The following is a 15,183-nucleotide window of genomic DNA, read 5'->3' as shown; positions in this document are numbered from 1 at the left end:
AGCTCCACCACATCGGAGGTCTTCGCCATGTTCAAGACCCGCCAGTGTCAGCAACGCTCGTGATCGATACACCTAGGTCGTGTCTGACGATTCCCGCCGTCGCCCGGAGGGCGGCCTCGCGGCGTCAGGTGCGTGGCAGGAGGGAATGGTCAGACAGGCCCTAGGCGAAGACGACGGTCCGTCGCCCGTTGAGCAGGATCCTCCGCTCGGCGTGCCACTTCACGGCCCGCGCCAGCGCCTGGCACTCCACGTCCCGCCCGATCGCCACCAGCTGGTCCGGCGTCACGTCGTGGCCGACCCGCTCGACCTCCTGCTCGATGATCGGGCCCTCGTCGAGGTCGGCCGTCACGTAGTGCGCCGTCGCCCCGATCAGCTTCACGCCCCGGGCGTGCGCCTGGTGGTACGGCTTCGCGCCCTTGAAGCTCGGCAGGAACGAGTGGTGGATGTTGATGATCCGCCCGCTGAGCTGCTTGCACAGGTCGTCCGAGAGGACCTGCATGTAGCGGGCCAGCACGACCAGCTCCACACCCTCGGCGCGCACGATCTCCAGCAACCGCGCCTCGGCCTCGGGCTTGTTGTCCTTCGTCACCGGGATGTGGTGGAAGGGGACGTTGTACGAGGCCACCAGCTCGGCGAAGTCCGTGTGGTTGGACACCACGCCCGCGATGTCGACGGGCAGTGCCCCGATCCGCGCCCGGAACAGCAGGTCGTTCAGGCAGTGCCCGAACCGGCTGACCATCAGCACGACCCGCATCCGGTCCTCGGCCCGGTGGATCTGCCAGTCCATCTGGAAGGAGTCGCCGATCGCGGCGAAACTGGCGCGCAGCTTGTCCACGGTGACGGGCGCGTCCGCCGAGAAGTGCACCCGCATGAAGAACAGTCCCGTGTCGTGGTCGCCGAACTGCTGGCTGTCCTCGATGTTGCACCCGGTCATGAACAGGTAGCTCGACACGGCGTGCACGATGCCCTTCCTGTCCGGACAGGAGAGGGTCAGGACGTACTGGTCGGGCGGGACCGGGGCGCTGGAGGACTGCTCGCTCATGCGGAACAGGTTCCCACAAGGGACGGCGGCTCCGGCAATCGTCCCGATCCGCGGACCGGCGGCGACGACCGCGGGCGGCGACCGCGGGCGACGTCCGCAGCACCGCCGCCGCGCCCGCCGGGCTAGGCGGACCTCGTCATGAGGTGCAGGACCTCCAGGCTGCGCGGCGGGGAGTCGGGCTCCTCGCCGTCACTCGCGGCGAGCCGCACGTGGGCCTCCCGGGCCGCCCGCACCGCCTCCGGCCACGCCTCGTGCTCCAGGTACGCGGCGACCGGGGCGTCCGGCCCCACCTGGTGCATGATCCGCAGCACCCGCAGCACGGCCGTGTCGACGAGCGCCGCCTCCTGCGAGTCCCGGAAGATCGTGCCGACGTACTTCTCCGCCGACCAGTGGTCCAGCCAGGTGTCCTCCACCAGCCGGTACACCGCGTCGGTCACGTCGCCGTAGCCCTCCACACCGGCCAGCCAGACGTCCCGCTGGAAGGCGGGATCGGAGAGCATGTGGAGCGCCGAGCGCACGTTGCTGCGCCAGCGCCACCACGGCATGTCGTTGACAGGCATGCCGCCCATGGTGGAGGAGCGACGGCCACGCCGGGAAGAGTTCTCCGAAGCTTGCACGGTCATCGATCGTACGTTCCCCTCCACATCGGCCACACCAACCCCCGCAATTCACCTGTACGTCACCATCCGTTGATCGCGGATCACTCACGGGTTAGTCATGTGACGGAATCGTGCGGACCCATGACCGGCAGGCGACGCACCCGCAGCACATTCCTCCCCGGCCTCCTCACCCGTCACGCCAGAAAAGGCCTCTTCACCGCGGGCACGGCGGTCGCGTGCGCGTCGCTCCTCGCCGGCTGCGGTGTCGTCCCCGGCACCACGGGGGGAGCCGGGGACGACACCATCACCGTCATGACCTGGGCTCCGCAGGGCACCCGGGCCACCAACAAGCCCGGAATGCCCGCCTTCGCCCAGGCCTACGCCCGCTGGGTCAACGCCCGGGGCGGGATCAACGGCCGCACGCTCAACGTACTGACCTGCAACGACCACAACGACAGCGTGGCCGCCGCCAAGTGCGCGCGCCGGGCCGTCAAGGAGAACGCGGTCGCGGTCGTCGGATCCTACAGCCAGCACGCCGACTCCTTCTTCCCGTCCCTGGAGGGCGCCGGCATCCCCTACATCGGCGGCTACGGCATCACCAACGCCGAGTTCACCAGCCCCCTGTCCTACCCCGTCAACGGGGGCCAGCCGGCGCTGCTCGCCGGTCTCGGCCGGGAGCTCGCCGGCTGCGGGCCGGTCGCCCTGGTGCGGCCCGACACCATCGCGGGCGACCAGCTGCCCCCGCTGCTCGACTCCGGCCTGAAGACGGGCGGCCACGAGGGCTCACGCGACCAGCGCGCCGCGGAGGACGCCACCGAGTACGACGGCCAGGCGGCGCGGGCGCTGCGCACCACGACCGCCGACCCGGAGGAGCGGGGGTGCGTGGTCCCGGCGCTCGGGGACCGCAACGGCACCTTCATGGACTCCTTCCGCCGCGCCCGCGAGGACTACCCGGACGTCCGCACGGCCACGGTGCTCGGCAGCGTCGACCAGACGGTGATCGACGCGACCGGCGGGGCGTCGGGCCCCTACGAGGGGGCCTACATCACGGGCTGGTACCCGGTGGTGACCGATGCGCGCTGGGACGGGATGAAGCGGGTGATCCGGGAGGAGGCCTTCGGCGACAACCGCGTCGACCCCGCGGACGCCGGGGTGCAGACGACCTACATCGCCTACACCGTGTTCCGGAAGGCCGTCGAGTCGCTCGGCGGCGGCCAGGTGAGCGCCGACACCCTCACCGAGGCCCTCGACGACGGGCTGCGCATCGGCACGGGCGGGCTCACGCCGACGCTGCAGTGGCGGTTCCAGGACAAGCTCGCCGGCGTCGGCTTCCCCCGCCTGGTCAACGCGAACGTGACCCTGCAGGTCGTCCGGGAGGGGCGGCTGGTGTCGGCGCGCAAGGGCTTCGTCGACACCACACGCACGCTCCAGGACGCCGACGTCACCTACTGAGCGGCGCCGCTCACAGCTGGGTCGGCCCGCGCTCGGTCAGACCGTACTTGCGGGCGATGGCGTTCCACAGCCCGGCCGCCTTGGCCTTCTGGGCACTCGCCACACCGCTGGCCCGGTTCCCGGCCGCGGTCTGGCCGGTGACCCTGGCCTGGCCCTTCTTGCAGCCCTTCTTGCCGGCGGTCTGGTCGGCCCAGGCCGCGTAGTGGTCGTCGGCCGAGGCGGAGGCCTGCCAGGCCTTGGTCAGGGCGGTGGTCAGCGCGGCGTGGCCGGGCAGCCGGCCGATCTCGATGCCGCCGAGCCGGGTGACCAGCTGGTTGCGCTGCTTGGCGGCCTCGCGCAGGTCCTTGGCGGCCTGCGGGAGGTTGGCGCAGCGCTTGACGTCGGCGACGGCGTTGATCACGGTGCTGCGGCTGTCCCCGCTGTCGGCGAGCAGCTTGTCCAGCTCGACCGCCTGCGCCCGGGCCGGGTCGGCGGACGGCGAGGCGGACTCCTCCTCGGCGGGCGCGGAGGCGGCCACGGTCCTGCCGTCGCTGCCGTCGTCGCCGCCGCCCCCGCCGCCGGCGAGCAGCGCGCCCGCGCCGATGCCGAGGACGGCGATGCCGACGCCGACGGCGGCGATGACGGGCACGCGCGAGCCGGTGCGGCCGCCGCGGGAGCGGCCGGGGGCCGCCGCGGCGCGGGAGGACTGCCGGCCGCGCGGGGGCGGCGGCACGGACGCCTCGACCCGGGGCATCTGCTGCGTGGCCCCGGACGGCTCCTGGCCGCCGTCGCTGCGGAAGAGGTGGCCGAAGCCGGCGGGCGGCTGCTGCTCCCCGCCGCCGGGCACCGGCGGGATGTACTGCGTGGCCTCGGCGTCCGGGCCGGGAGCCGGCGGCATCCCCGCGGCCCGCGGCCCGGTGCCCAGGTAGCGGGTCGCCTCGGGGTCCTGCGCCGCGGGCCGCTCGGGCGGCAGCGCCCCCGGCGTGACCGGGGGTATGTACTGGGTCGCGGCCTCGTCGGCGCCCGGGGGCACGGGCGGCAGGTACTGCGTCGCCGCGGCGGACCCGTCGGCCGGGACGGGCGGCAGGTACTGCGTCGCGCCCTCGTCGGACGCCGGGGCCGGGTGGCCGGCTCCGGCGGCGGGCGGCAGCGGGGCCCCGGCGGTGCCGTAGCCGCCCGCGGTCCCGTACGCCTGCGGGTCGCCGCCCGCGGTCCCGTACCCCTGCGGGTCGCCGCCCGCGGGACGGCCGTAGGGGTCGGCGGCGGGGGGCAGCGGACCGTACCCCTCGGCGCGGCCGGTGTCCTGCGCGGGCAGCGCGGCTCCGCCGCCGGGCGCGCCGTAGGGGTCGGTGCCGTACGGCCCGGCGGACTGCCGGCTGCCGTACGGGTGCGGTGCGTTCTCCGGCGGGAGCGCTCCCGGTCCCTGCCCGCCGGACGGCTGTCCGCCGTTCCACCCCTGCTGCTGCTCCGGGCCCGTCCACTGCGGGGCCTGCGGGGACTGCCAGCCCTGGTCCGGCGGCGGGGGCGGCGCCTGCTCGCCGGGGCCCCAGGGCTGTCCCCACATCTGGCCGCCCGCCGGAGCGCCCGACGAGGCGTCACGGTGGCCGGACGGGGCGCCTGCCGGTCCGCCCGTCATGCCCGGCAGCAGCGGTTCGCCACCGTCCGAGGGCAGCACGATGCCTTCGCGCGCGGGGCGCGCCGAGGGCTCCTCGCCCTGTCCACTCTGCGTCACCGGGACTCCTACTAATGGGGGACCTTGTGAATCGTCGGGTCACGCTACCGGGTCCCCGGAGCCCGGTGCCACGCAGCACAGGACGTGACCTCCCGCCCTGTGAGCGCGGCAACGGCACGGCTCACGGCACGCCTTGCGGTTCACCTCCCCCGCGTCAAGCGGCCGTTGTCCGCACGTTCACGCGCCGGTGGAGCGTGTGTTCACGCGGCCGCCTGGAGATCCAGCCGGGCCCCGAACTCCCGTACCACCGCCTCGTCCCGGTACGGCTCCAGCCGCTGCTGGAAGTCCTCCAGGTACTCGGCACCCCGGTTGGAGCGCAGGTCCTCCAGCAGTTCCACGGCCTTCATCCCCGTGCTGCACGCCTCCTCGATCTCGCGCTGCTGCACCTGGGCCGTGGCGAGCAGCACGTAGCCGATGGCCCGGCGGCGGGCCCGTGTCTCCGGGTGCCCGGCCAGCGACTCCTGCGCGCAGCGGGCCGCCGCCTCGGCCTGGCCCAGGTCCCGGTGGCAGTGCGCCAGCTCGTCGGCGAGATAGGCCGCGTCGAAGTGTGCGATCCACACCGGGTCGTCACCGGCTCCGGGGTCGGCCGCCTCCAGGGCGCTCACCGCGCGCCCCGCGCAGGAATGAGCGGCGCGCGCGTCGCCCAGGAGGGCGTGCCCGCGCGCCTCCGCGGCGTGGAACATCGACTCCGCCCGCGGGGTCACGCGCCCCCGCGCCCCCTCCTGCGCCGCCCGCGCCAACTGCGCGATCTCCCGCGGGTTCCCGAGCTGCGCGGCGAGGTGGCTCATGGAGGCGGCCAGGACGTAACCGCCGTAGCCGCGGTCCCCGGCGGCCTGCGCGAGCCGCAGCGCCTGGATGTAGTAGCGCTGGGCCAGGCCGGGTTGGCCCGTGTCGACGGCCATGTACCCGGCGAGTTCGGTCAGGCGGGCCACCGCGGCGAACAGGTCGCGGCCCACGGCCTCCCGGTACGAGCCGGCGAGCAGCCCGGAGACCACGCTGTTGAGATAGTGCACGACGACCGGCCGCACGTGCCCGCTGCCGTACTGGTGGTCGAGGTCGACCAGCGCCTGCGTCATCGCCCGTACGGCCTGCACGTCCGACTGCCCCACGCGCGGCCCCGCCGACCGTGACACCTGCGCGTCCGGTGCCGAGATCAGCCAGTCGCGGCTGGGCTCGACCAGCGCGGACGCGGCGACGGACGAGCCGGCCAGGAAGTCCCGCCGCCCCACGTCGCTGCGCCACAGTTCGCAGACCTGCTCCACGGCCCCCAGCACCGTCGGCGAGAACTGCAGACCCACGCCCGAGGCGAGGTTCTTGCCGTTGGCCATGCCGATCTCGTCGATCGTGACCGTGCGGCCGAGTTTGCGGCCCAGTGCCTCGGCGATGATCGCCGGTGCCCGGCCCCGCGGTTGCTGCCCGCGCAGCCAGCGCGCCACCGAGGTCTTGTCGTAGCGCAGGTCGAGACCGTGCTCGGCGCCGCACATGTTGACCCGGCGGGCGAGGCCGGCGTTGGAGCATCCGGCTTCCTGGATGAGCGCCTGGAGCCGTTCGTTCGGCTGCCGGGCGACGAGCGGCCTTGCGGCCATGGCTTACCCCCTTGGCTGCGGTGCCCTGCCCACGCACCGAGTTGACGTGTCTTCCGCGGCCGGGGCCCTTTCGCGTCCCGGCGAGAGAGATCCGGCCGTGAAGATCAATGCCCCGCCGACCAGCCGAAAATGCGAGGCATGTGAGGATTGCCGGGGTTGCGGCTGGCGCCGGCCCCCCTCGTGGCTACCCACCCGAGGCCGCCGATCCTCACGCGCGCCCCCGGACATGCACCCATGCGCCCCGGCCACGGGCACGATGCCCCTCCCCGCGCACACGGGTGGGCGTAACCCCTGGTGACCACCGGAGTTGTGTTCATCGTGGAAGAGACGATCGCCGGCCCCGAAGCCGCCCAGATCCCGAAGCAGCGCGGGGAATCGCTGCTGGAGACCGCCGTCCGCTACGCCGAGGAGCGCCACTGGGACGTCTTCCCCGGCACCTGGCTGGAGGCAGTCGACGGAAGCCAGCGCTGCTCCTGCGGTGACGCGGCGTGCCCGGCACCCGGATCACACCCGGCGCGCCCCGACTGGGCGACGCAGGCGACGGGCAGCGCCACCGTCGCGCGGCGGATGTGGCAGAAGCAGCCGGCCGCGTCCATCCTGCTGCCGACGGGCCGGACGTTCGACGCGATCTCCGTGCCGGAGACGGCCGGGTTCCTGGCGCTGGCGCGGATGGAGCGGATGGAGCTGACCCTGGGGCCGGTGACGCTCACGCCGGACCGGCGGATGGAGTTCTTCGTGCTGCCGGGGGCCGCGGCGAAGGTGCCCGACCTGGTGCGCAAGCTCGGCTGGTCGGTGTCGTCGCTGGACCTGACCGTGCTGGGCGAGGGGGCGTACGTGGCCGCGCCGCCCACGCGGTTCGGGTCGCGGGGGGCCGTGCAGTGGGCCTGCCGGCCGACGCCGGCGAACCGGTGGCTGCCGGATGCCGAGGAGTTGGTGTCGCCGCTGGCCTACGCGTGCGGGCGGGATCGGTAGCGCCTGTTCGTCCGCCGGGTTGCGGTCGGCCGGCGGCTGCGGCTTCGTCGAGGCCGATCGCGCGGTTCCCCGCGCCCCTTCGGGCACGCTGCTCCACCGTAGGGTGCAGGGTGACGGAGGGAGGCGCGGTGGGATCCAGCGCTGTGCGTGTGCAGGGGCTCTGGAAGCGGTTCGGGCAGCAGGTCGCTGTCGCCGGGATCGATCTGGAGCTGCCCGCGGGCAAGTTCATCGGGCTCGTCGGGCCGAACGGGGCCGGGAAGACCACCACCTTGTCGATGGTGACCGGGCTGCTCCGGCCCGACCGGGGAACCGTCGAGATCGTCGGGCACGACGTGTGGCGCGACCCCGTCGAGGTCAAGGCCCGCATCGGGGTGCTGCCGGAGGGCCTGCGGCTGTTCGAGCGGCTGTCCGGCCGGGAACTGCTCGCCTACACCGGGCGGTTGCGCGGGCTGCCCGGGGCCGAGGTGGACAAGCGGGCCACCCAGCTCCTGGACGTGCTCGACCTCGCCGGGGCGCAGCACAAGCTGGTCGTCGACTACTCGACCGGCATGCGCAAGAAGATCGGGCTCGCCACCGCTCTCCTCCACAACCCCGAGGTGCTGTTCCTCGACGAGCCGTTCGAGGGCGTCGACCCCGTCTCCGCCCAGACCATCCGGGGCGTCCTGGAGCGGTACACGGCCTCCGGTGCCACCGTGGTGTTCTCCTCCCACGTCATGGAGCTCGTCGAGTCGCTGTGCGACTGGGTCGCGGTGATGGCCGCCGGGCGGATCCGCGCCACCGGCACGCTCGCCGAAGTGCGCGGTGACGCACCGTCGTTGCAGCGGGCCTTCCTCGAACTCGTCGGCGCGCAGGGCCGGGACGCCGGCTCGGACCTCGACTGGCTGGGCGGCGGGGCCCGGTGAGCACCCCCGCGATCACTTCGGTCTTCGTCCGGCTGAAGCTGTCGCTGCTGCGCAACGGACTGCGCCGGTCCGGGGGGCGCAAGGCCGCCTACGTCACCTCGGCCGTCTTCGCCCTGCTGTTCGCCGCCCTGCAGCTGATCGGCCTGATCGCGCTGCGCGGGCACGCGCACGCCGACGCGGTGGTCGTGCTGGCGGTGGCGGTGCTGGGGCTCGGCTGGGCGGTGATGCCGCTGTTCTTCCCCGGCGGTGACGAGACCCTCGACCCGACCCGGCTGGTGATGCTGCCGCTGCGGCCCCGGCCCCTGATGCGGGCCCTGCTCACCTCCTCCCTGGTGGGCATCGGCCCGCTGTTCACGCTGTGCCTGCTGATCGGCTCCGTGGTCGCGGTGGCCCGGGGCGCGGCGGCGTTCGTGGCCGGCGTGGCCGCCGTCGTCCTGGCGCTGCTGGTGTGCGTGGCGCTGGCCCGGGCCGTCGCCGCCGCCAACGTCCGGCTGCTGACCAGCCGCAAGGGACGCGACCTGGCGGTGCTCAGCGGGCTCGTCGTCGCCGTCGGCGCGCAGGTGGTCAACTTCGGCGCGCAGCGCATCGGCGCCTCGGGCCTGGGCGAACTCGCCCCGGCGGCGGACGTGCTGCGCTGGGTGCCGCCCGCGTCGGCGATCGGCGCCGTGCACGCCGTGAGCGAGGGGGCGTACGGGCGCGCCGGCGCACAACTGGCGCTGACCGCCGGCGCCCTGGCCGCGCTGCTCGCCGTCTGGTCACGACACCTGACACGGCTGATGACCTCGCCGGACGGATCGACCCTGCCGGCCGCCGACTCGGCCGCCCGGGAGCGGACCTCCACCGGCCTGGCCCGGCTGCTGCCCTCCCCCGGTGCCGAAAGCCCGGGAGGTGCCGCCGCCCGCACCGGCACGGTCATGGAGCGCAGCCTCCGGTACGTGTGGCGCGACCCGAAGACCAAGGCCGCCTGGGTGACCTCGCTGGCCATCGGGCTGATCGTGCCGGTGTTCAACGCCTGGCAGGGCACGGGCTCGGTGTACTTCGCGTGTTTCGCCGCGGGGATGCTCGGCATCCAGATGTACAACCAGTTCGGGCAGGACACCTCCGCGTTCTGGATCGTCGTCATGACGATCTCCTCCACCCGTGACGCCTACGTCGAACTGCGCGCCCGCGCCTACGCGCTGCTGCTGATCACCCTGCCCTACGCGACGCTCGTGACGGTCCTGACCACGGCCGTGCTGGGCGACTGGCGGCGGCTGCCCGAGGCGCTCGGGCTTTCGTTCGCCCTGCTCGGCGCGATGCTCGCGACCGGGGCGTGGACCTCAGCCCGCTTCCCGTACTCCATTCCGCAGGAGGGCTACAAGAACGTCGCCCCGGGGCAGACCGGGCTCGCCTGGATCTCCATCTTCGGCGGCATGATCGCCGCGGCCCTGCTGTGCGCCCCCGTCATCGCGCTCACGATCTGGCTGAACATCAGTGCCGGCGGCGAGGCCTACGGCTGGCTGCTGCTGCCGGCCGGCACCGCCTACGGGGCCGCGCTCACGGCGGCGGGGCTGCGCCTGGCCGCTCCGCCCACGGCCCGGCGGCTGCCGGAGATCCTGACGGCGGTGAGCAAGGGGTGAGGCCCCCGGGCCGGGGCCGGGGAGGCACTGCGTCAGTGGCCGCCCAGCGAGTCCAGGAACGGCTCGATCGCGGCGCGCCAGGCCTCCGGCTGGTCGTAGTGGACCAGGTGGCCGGCGTCGGCGACCTCCGCGTACTGGCCGCGGGGCAGGACCCGGACCATCTCCTGGGCCTCCGCGCGGCCCAGCTCGCCGTCCAGGCCGCGCACCACCAGTGCCGGGCACCGCACCTGCGCCAATTCCTCCCAGTGCGCGTCGTACACCCACGTCTCCCGGGAGCGGAGCATCTGCTCGGGGTCGAAGACCGGGCGCCAGCCGTCCGGGGACTCGGCCATCACCTCGGCGTAGAACTCGCCCCGGGCCGGATTGGGCCGTTCCACCCAGGGGTCGTCCTCGCCGAACCACTTGCGGACGTCGGCCAGGGTGGCGAACGGCAGGGGCCAGGACTTGAACCACTGGTCCCACTCCCGCTGGGAGGCGGCACCGAGCGCGGAGGCCCGCATGTCGCAGATGATCAGGCCGCGGACCAGGTCGGGGCGCCGGGCGGCGAGCTGCCAGGCGGTCAGCGCGCCCATGGCGTGGCCGATCAGGACGACCGGGGCGAGCCCGAGCTGTTCCAGGGCGGCCTCGGCGTCGTCGACGTAGGCGTCACGGGCGAACGACCCCTGCGGCGGCTTGTCGCTGCGGCCGTGGCCGCGCTGGTCCAGGGCGACCGCGCGATAGCGCTCGGAGAGCCAGCGGGCGGTGGGCGCCCAGTGCGAGGCACGGCCCATCAGGCCGTGCAGTAACAGCACGCCCGGGGACCCGTCGGAGGCGGGATGCGTACCCTGCGCGTCCGGGGCCGCGGCGGCCGGATCCGGCTTGGGCGGGTCGCCGAACTCCCAGGCCGCGAGGCGTACGCCGCCCGTCCCGGTCACGTCGATGCGTCGCGCCATGTCCTGGCACCCCCCAAGCTTCGCGCGGACCCCCGGCCCGATCGGCCGGTCCGGTCCTGTGAACCGTGTTCTGCCTGCTGTGCCTTCTGCCCTGCGTGACGTGCCACGCCACCGCCGGTGGCGCCCGTGCCGCACGCCGTCCGCAGACTATCGAATGCGCTTTCGAGGATGGCCGTCCGGCGGTCAACACCCCTCAATCGAGTGACCGCCCCCGGGGATTGATCGCCGTCTGCGAGGGGAGACCTTCAGCGGGGGGCGGACCGCTCGGGGAAAAACGGTCCGAGGGAATGACCCTGAGAGCTCGGGGCTCCGGGTCAGTCCAGGGGAGGACAGGCCCCGGCGCCGCACGGCGCCGGGGCTCTCCACGTTCCGACGGCGCATCCTCCCGCCCCCTCCCCGGCCGGGTGACATCGCTGTCAAGCCGCGGCCCAGAGCCCCTCAGGTCATATGCCTCACGCCCCAGCGTCGCACGGGAAGCGGACGAGCGCTGCCCTTCGACGCACTGCGCACGGGAACCGGCAAAGATCGCGCCAACGCCACGGCGCCACGCTCAGCGACGCGAACCGGGCCCCACCCGCGACGAGAACCGAGCCACCACCTGGGAGGGACAGCGAGCCGCCACCCGCGAGGAAGCCGAGTCACCAGGGGCGAGGAAGCCCCGTCCCCCGGCGCCAGGAAGCCGAGCCGGTGACAACCGCACCCGCGGCCCGCCGTGACGCCCGGCCCCGGCGGCCCCGGCCCTGTCCGCGACGGCCGGACCCACGACGGCTCAGGGCTTCGCCACGAACACGTGCGAGGCCACGTCCGCCTCCAGCTCGGCCGCCTCCCCGCCGCTGCCGACCAGCACCCCGCCCGCCGACTCCGTCACACTCACCACCGAGCCGGGCTGCACACCGGCCCGCCGCAGCGTGTACATCAGCTGCGCATCCGTCTGGATCGGCTCACCGATCCGGCGCACCACGACCGTCTTGCCCTCCGCACCCGGGTCCAGACTGGCCAGCGACACCATGCCCTCGTCCAGGAACGGATCAGCGCCGTCCTTCTCGCCCAGCTCCTCGAGACCCGGGATCGGGTTGCCGTACGGCGACTCCGTCGGGTGCCGCAGCAGCTCCAGCACGCGGCGCTCCACCGCCTCGCTCATCACGTGCTCCCAGCGGCACGCCTCCGCGTGGACCTGCTCCCACTCCAGACCGATCACGTCCACGAGCAGGCACTCGGCCAGGCGGTGCTTGCGCATCACCCGCGTGGCCAGCCGGCGCCCCTCCTCCGTCAGCTCCAGATGCCGGTCGCTCGCCACGGACACCAGACCGTCGCGCTCCATCCGCGCCACGGTCTGGCTCACCGTCGGCCCGCTCTGGTCGAGCCGCTCGGCGATACGGGCGCGCATGGGGACCACACCCTCTTCCTCCAGCTCGAGGATGGTGCGGAGATACATCTCCGTGGTGTCGATCAGTCCGGACATACGTGCCCCTCGAATGAGATCTGCCGGAGGCTGGACAGCTCACCGGCGTGTGCGCTGGCCCTGCCTCCAATTCTGCCGGATACCACCGACAACCGTGCCGCGGGAGCGAAAGCAGGGGGTTACACGCCCTCGTGCGAGGGTACGGCCCCGGGTTCGGCCCGGGTTCCGCCGCTCACCCGCCCACTGGGGCCCGGCCCGCACCCCCCGCACCCGGCCGTATTGACACCACACTGGTCCAGACCGCACCGTGATGCGCGACACAACGACGAGGCCAGCATGAAGGGACCCTCCATGAGCGACCGCGCGCCGGCCGATCAGTTCCTCGACGCCGCGATCGACCTGCTGCGCACCGTCCGCGACGAGGAGGCCGACAGCATCGACGCGGCCGGAACCCTCCTCGCCGACACCGTCGCGAGCGGCGGCCGGCTCTTCGCCTTCGGCGCCGGGCACTCCTCCCTCGCCGCGCAGGACCTCGTCTACCGCGCCGGGGGCCTCGCCCTGATGAACCTGCTCGTCGTGCCGGGTGTCGTCGGCGTCGACGTCATGCCCGCCCCGCTCGGCTCCGCCCTGGAACGCGTCGACGGCCTCGCCTCCGCCGTCCTCGACAGCTCCCCCCTCCGCGCGGGCGACGCCCTGCTGATCATCTCCCTGTCCGGACGCAACGCCCTCCCCGTCGAGATGGCCCTGCACGCCCGCGCCCTCGGCGTGAAGGTCATCGGCGTGACCTCGGTGGCCTACGCCTCCCAGACCACGTCCCGGCACAGCTCGGGCACGTACCTCAAGGACCACTGCGACCTCGTGCTCGACTCCCGGATCGCGGTCGGGGACGCCGAACTCACCCACGACGCCATCCCCGCGCCCTTCGCCCCCGCCTCCACGGTCGTCACCTGCGCCCTGCTCCAGGCCGTCATGGCCACCACCGCCACGACGCTCGCCGCCCGCGGCATCGAACCCCCACTGCTCCGCTCCGGCAACGTCGACGGCGGCCACGACTGGAACGCCCGCGTCATGGAGCAGTACGCCGACCGCATCTTCTACCGCCACTGACACCCTCCGGGCAGGCCGGCCGGGACCCCCGAGGGCGTCCCCGGCGACCCACCGCCGGCGCGGGACGGCACCCGCCGTCGGTGACCCGGCCGCCGGGAGCGGCCCGGCGGGCTCAGCCGCGGCCCGTCAGTTCCGCCAGGTCCAGGGCCGCGGCGATCCGCACCGCCACGTCCTCCGCGTACATCGCGTCCGCGCGCTCGAAGGCACTGCGGCCCGCGCCCCGCAGGAACGTCACCACGCCCAGCGTCCGCCCCCGGCTGCGCAGCACCGCGCACAGCGCGTGCACCGCGTCCGGCGGCCACTGCCGGGACACCGCCCAGGCCCGCGCCTCCTCCGGCGCCGCGGCCCCCGCGCTCGCCCGCAGCGCACCCGCCCGCTCCACGCACTGCAGCGCCGGATGCCCCTCGGCGTACCGCACGGGCAGACCCGCGCGGCCGGACAGCCTGCTCGGGCCCGGCGCGCCGGACGGCGTGGCCGCCACCCGCACCAGCCGCACCGGCCCCCCGTCCTGCTCACCGGCCGGCGACCCCTGCGCGACCCGGTCGATCAGCGCGTGATCGGCGAACCCCGCCAGGGCGAAGTCCAGGTGCACGGTGGCCGCCTCCCCCGGGTCCTCGCACTCCGCCGCCGCCCGGGACGCCCGGTGCAACTGCTGCGCACGGAACCGCAGCAGCGACGCCTCCTGCTCCGCCTGCTTGGACTCCGTCACGTCCTGGAACAGCCAGCCCACACCCAACGGCACCGGCTCCTCCGCCAACGGCGACGCCAGCCGCAGGAAACCGCTGCGCCAGCACCGCCGCCGCTCGCCCTCCGGCGAGCGCACACTCACCCACACCTCGGCCGGCTCCGGCGGCGCCCCCTGGGCCAGCACGTGCTGCAGCGCGCTCTCCAGCTCCTCCACGCCCTGCGCCAGCAGCTCCCCCAGCGGCCGCCCCAGCACCGACGTACGGCCCGTGCCCAGCGCCCGGGCCGCGTGCGCGTTCACCACGGCGGGCCGCAGATCGGCGTCGACCAGCACGACACCCCAGCCCGCGTCCTCGAACAGCGCCTCGCTCAACGCGATCGACCGCTCGAGGTCGATCTGCGTGTGCACCTCGCTGAACGCGCAGTACACCCCCGCGGGCTTCCCGTCCGGCCCCCGCACCGCCGCCGACTGCGTCCGCACCAGCACCCGGCCGCCGTCCTTGGTCAGCAGCGCGAACTCGTGCACCTGCCGCCCCGGGGCGTGCATCGCCGACAGCAGCCGGCTCTCGACCTCCTCGGCGTCCGCGCTGCGCACCGCCCAGCCGGCCAGCCCGCGCCGCCCGACGGCCTCCTCCGCGCTCCAGCCGAGAATCCGCTCGGCCTCGCGGTTCCAGTGCGTCACGACCCCGTCGGCGTCGAACGCGCACAGCGCCGCGTCCATCCCGTCCAGCAGCGCGGCGAGCAGATCGGAACCGGAACCGTCCGAACCGTCCCGCCCGGGCTCGTCGGGCCCCAGCTCGTCGGTGGTCCCACTACGCCGGGAAGCACTCACCTGGACCCCCTGCAGGCTGCGTCCGCACGCACGGCACGTCGGTTCGCTCCTTGCAATCATTCAACTTGAACGTGACCGGGCGCACACCGAGTTCCCACAACATTGAAGGAATCGTTGTACGGCGGCAATCCCCACGTCAACGCCCCGGCCACCGCCTCGCACCCCGCATCACGAGGTCGAGCTCTCAGAAAAACAGTTGATCCCGAGCGGAACGGTTTCTTAGGGTTCCAGGTACACGAGAAGGGAGGTGGTTCGGCAGATGTATGAGAACCGGACGCGTGAGGTGGCTGCGGGCTAGCGGCTCGTCACCACACTCAGTGCGGTGCCGGACCAGCGTGTGATC

The 15,183-nt window shown here is 73.8% G+C and carries 12 protein-coding genes; 5 read left to right on the top strand and 7 right to left on the bottom strand.

The features are described from left to right. Nucleotides 1-160: 160 nt before the first annotated feature. Nucleotides 161-1,042 (bottom strand): formyltetrahydrofolate deformylase, encoded by an 882-nt coding sequence (purU, locus tag Q5694_RS24220; RefSeq protein WP_333935388.1) that lies wholly within the window; start codon nucleotides 1,040-1,042, stop codon nucleotides 161-163. Nucleotides 1,043-1,164: 122 nt separating this feature from the next. Beyond that, on the bottom strand, nucleotides 1,165-1,665 hold the full coding sequence (locus tag Q5694_RS24215) for an SCO4402 family protein (RefSeq protein WP_333935386.1): 501 nt from the start codon (nucleotides 1,663-1,665) through the stop codon (nucleotides 1,165-1,167). A 117-nt stretch (nucleotides 1,666-1,782) separates the two neighbouring features. Here Q5694_RS24215 and Q5694_RS24210 point away from each other — a divergent pair, with 117 nt between their 5' ends. Beyond that, complete coding sequence (locus Q5694_RS24210; RefSeq protein WP_333935385.1) at nucleotides 1,783-3,093, top strand: ABC transporter substrate-binding protein; 1,311 nt, start codon at nucleotides 1,783-1,785, stop codon at nucleotides 3,091-3,093. A 10-nt stretch (nucleotides 3,094-3,103) separates the two neighbouring features. Here the strand turns inward: Q5694_RS24210 and Q5694_RS24205 are convergent, their stop codons facing one another. Together Q5694_RS24205 and Q5694_RS24200 are read right to left on the bottom strand one after the other, a co-directional pair. Beyond that, nucleotides 3,104-4,804, bottom strand: coding sequence for a hypothetical protein (locus tag Q5694_RS24205; protein ID WP_333935384.1), 1,701 nt, complete (start codon nucleotides 4,802-4,804; stop codon nucleotides 3,104-3,106). A 200-nt stretch (nucleotides 4,805-5,004) separates the two neighbouring features. Further along, nucleotides 5,005-6,390, bottom strand: coding sequence for a transcriptional regulator (locus Q5694_RS24200; protein WP_333935383.1), 1,386 nt, complete (start codon nucleotides 6,388-6,390; stop codon nucleotides 5,005-5,007). Nucleotides 6,391-6,699: 309 nt separating this feature from the next. Between Q5694_RS24200 and Q5694_RS24195 the strand changes: the two genes are divergently transcribed. The 3 genes from Q5694_RS24195 to Q5694_RS24185 all read left to right on the top strand — a co-directional run bounded on the left by Q5694_RS24195 (nucleotide 6,700) and on the right by Q5694_RS24185 (nucleotide 9,883). Then, complete coding sequence (locus tag Q5694_RS24195) at nucleotides 6,700-7,362, top strand: bifunctional DNA primase/polymerase (RefSeq protein WP_333935396.1); 663 nt, start codon at nucleotides 6,700-6,702, stop codon at nucleotides 7,360-7,362. Between the two features lie 110 nt (nucleotides 7,363-7,472). Next, the gene (locus Q5694_RS24190; RefSeq protein WP_333935382.1) at nucleotides 7,473-8,264 is read left to right on the top strand and encodes an ABC transporter ATP-binding protein; all 792 of its coding nucleotides are present in this window, start codon (nucleotides 7,473-7,475) and stop codon (nucleotides 8,262-8,264) included. Next, on the top strand, nucleotides 8,261-9,883 hold the full coding sequence (locus Q5694_RS24185; protein ID WP_333935381.1) for a transporter: 1,623 nt from the start codon (nucleotides 8,261-8,263) through the stop codon (nucleotides 9,881-9,883). Before Q5694_RS24190 ends, Q5694_RS24185 begins: the two co-directional genes overlap by 4 nt. Nucleotides 9,884-9,915: 32 nt before the next feature. Here Q5694_RS24185 and Q5694_RS24180 read toward each other — a convergent pair whose 3' ends face one another. Together Q5694_RS24180 and Q5694_RS24175 are read right to left on the bottom strand one after the other, a co-directional pair. Next, the gene (locus Q5694_RS24180) at nucleotides 9,916-10,815 is read right to left on the bottom strand and encodes an alpha/beta fold hydrolase (protein WP_333935380.1); all 900 of its coding nucleotides are present in this window, start codon (nucleotides 10,813-10,815) and stop codon (nucleotides 9,916-9,918) included. Nucleotides 10,816-11,584: 769 nt separating this feature from the next. Next, nucleotides 11,585-12,277 carry a metal-dependent transcriptional regulator gene (locus Q5694_RS24175; RefSeq protein ID WP_333935379.1) on the bottom strand — a complete coding sequence of 231 codons (693 nt, stop codon included), beginning with the start codon at nucleotides 12,275-12,277 and terminating at the stop codon, nucleotides 11,585-11,587. 291 nt (nucleotides 12,278-12,568) lie between these two features. On the opposite strand from Q5694_RS24175, the gene Q5694_RS24170 reads away from it, so the two are divergent. Next, a complete protein-coding gene (locus tag Q5694_RS24170; RefSeq protein ID WP_333935378.1) occupies nucleotides 12,569-13,324 on the top strand; it encodes an SIS domain-containing protein in 756 nt (251 codons plus the stop codon). Between the two features lie 112 nt (nucleotides 13,325-13,436). Here the strand turns inward: Q5694_RS24170 and Q5694_RS24165 are convergent, their stop codons facing one another. Beyond that, nucleotides 13,437-14,840: a PAS domain-containing protein gene (locus Q5694_RS24165; protein WP_333935377.1), complete on the bottom strand. Its 1,404-nt coding sequence runs from the start codon at nucleotides 14,838-14,840 to the stop codon at nucleotides 13,437-13,439. Nucleotides 14,841-15,183: the final 343 nt, after the last annotated feature.

Origin of the sequence: Streptomyces sp. AHA2, from assembly GCF_036857595.1 — a bacterium.
Taxonomy (GTDB): domain Bacteria; phylum Actinomycetota; class Actinomycetes; order Streptomycetales; family Streptomycetaceae; genus Streptomyces.
Note: the sequence above shows the minus strand (reverse complement) of the source record. Positions and strands in the feature narration are given on the sequence as shown.

Bases quoted from the DNA above. Each gene is read 5' to 3' on its own strand.
- Q5694_RS24180 (WP_333935380.1), bottom strand. From the start codon at position 10,815: ATGGCGCGACGCATCGACGTGACCGGGACGGGCGGCGTACGCCTCGCG.
- Q5694_RS24200 (WP_333935383.1), bottom strand. From the start codon at position 6,390: ATGGCCGCAAGGCCGCTCGTCGCCCGGCAGCCGAACGAACGGCTCCAG.
- Q5694_RS24210 (WP_333935385.1), top strand. From the start codon at position 1,783: ATGACCGGCAGGCGACGCACCCGCAGCACATTCCTCCCCGGCCTCCTC.
- Q5694_RS24170 (WP_333935378.1), top strand. From the start codon at position 12,569: ATGAGCGACCGCGCGCCGGCCGATCAGTTCCTCGACGCCGCGATCGAC.
- purU (WP_333935388.1), bottom strand. From the start codon at position 1,042: ATGAGCGAGCAGTCCTCCAGCGCCCCGGTCCCGCCCGACCAGTACGTC.
- Q5694_RS24215 (WP_333935386.1), bottom strand. From the start codon at position 1,665: ATGACCGTGCAAGCTTCGGAGAACTCTTCCCGGCGTGGCCGTCGCTCC.
- Q5694_RS24175 (WP_333935379.1), bottom strand. From the start codon at position 12,277: ATGTCCGGACTGATCGACACCACGGAGATGTATCTCCGCACCATCCTC.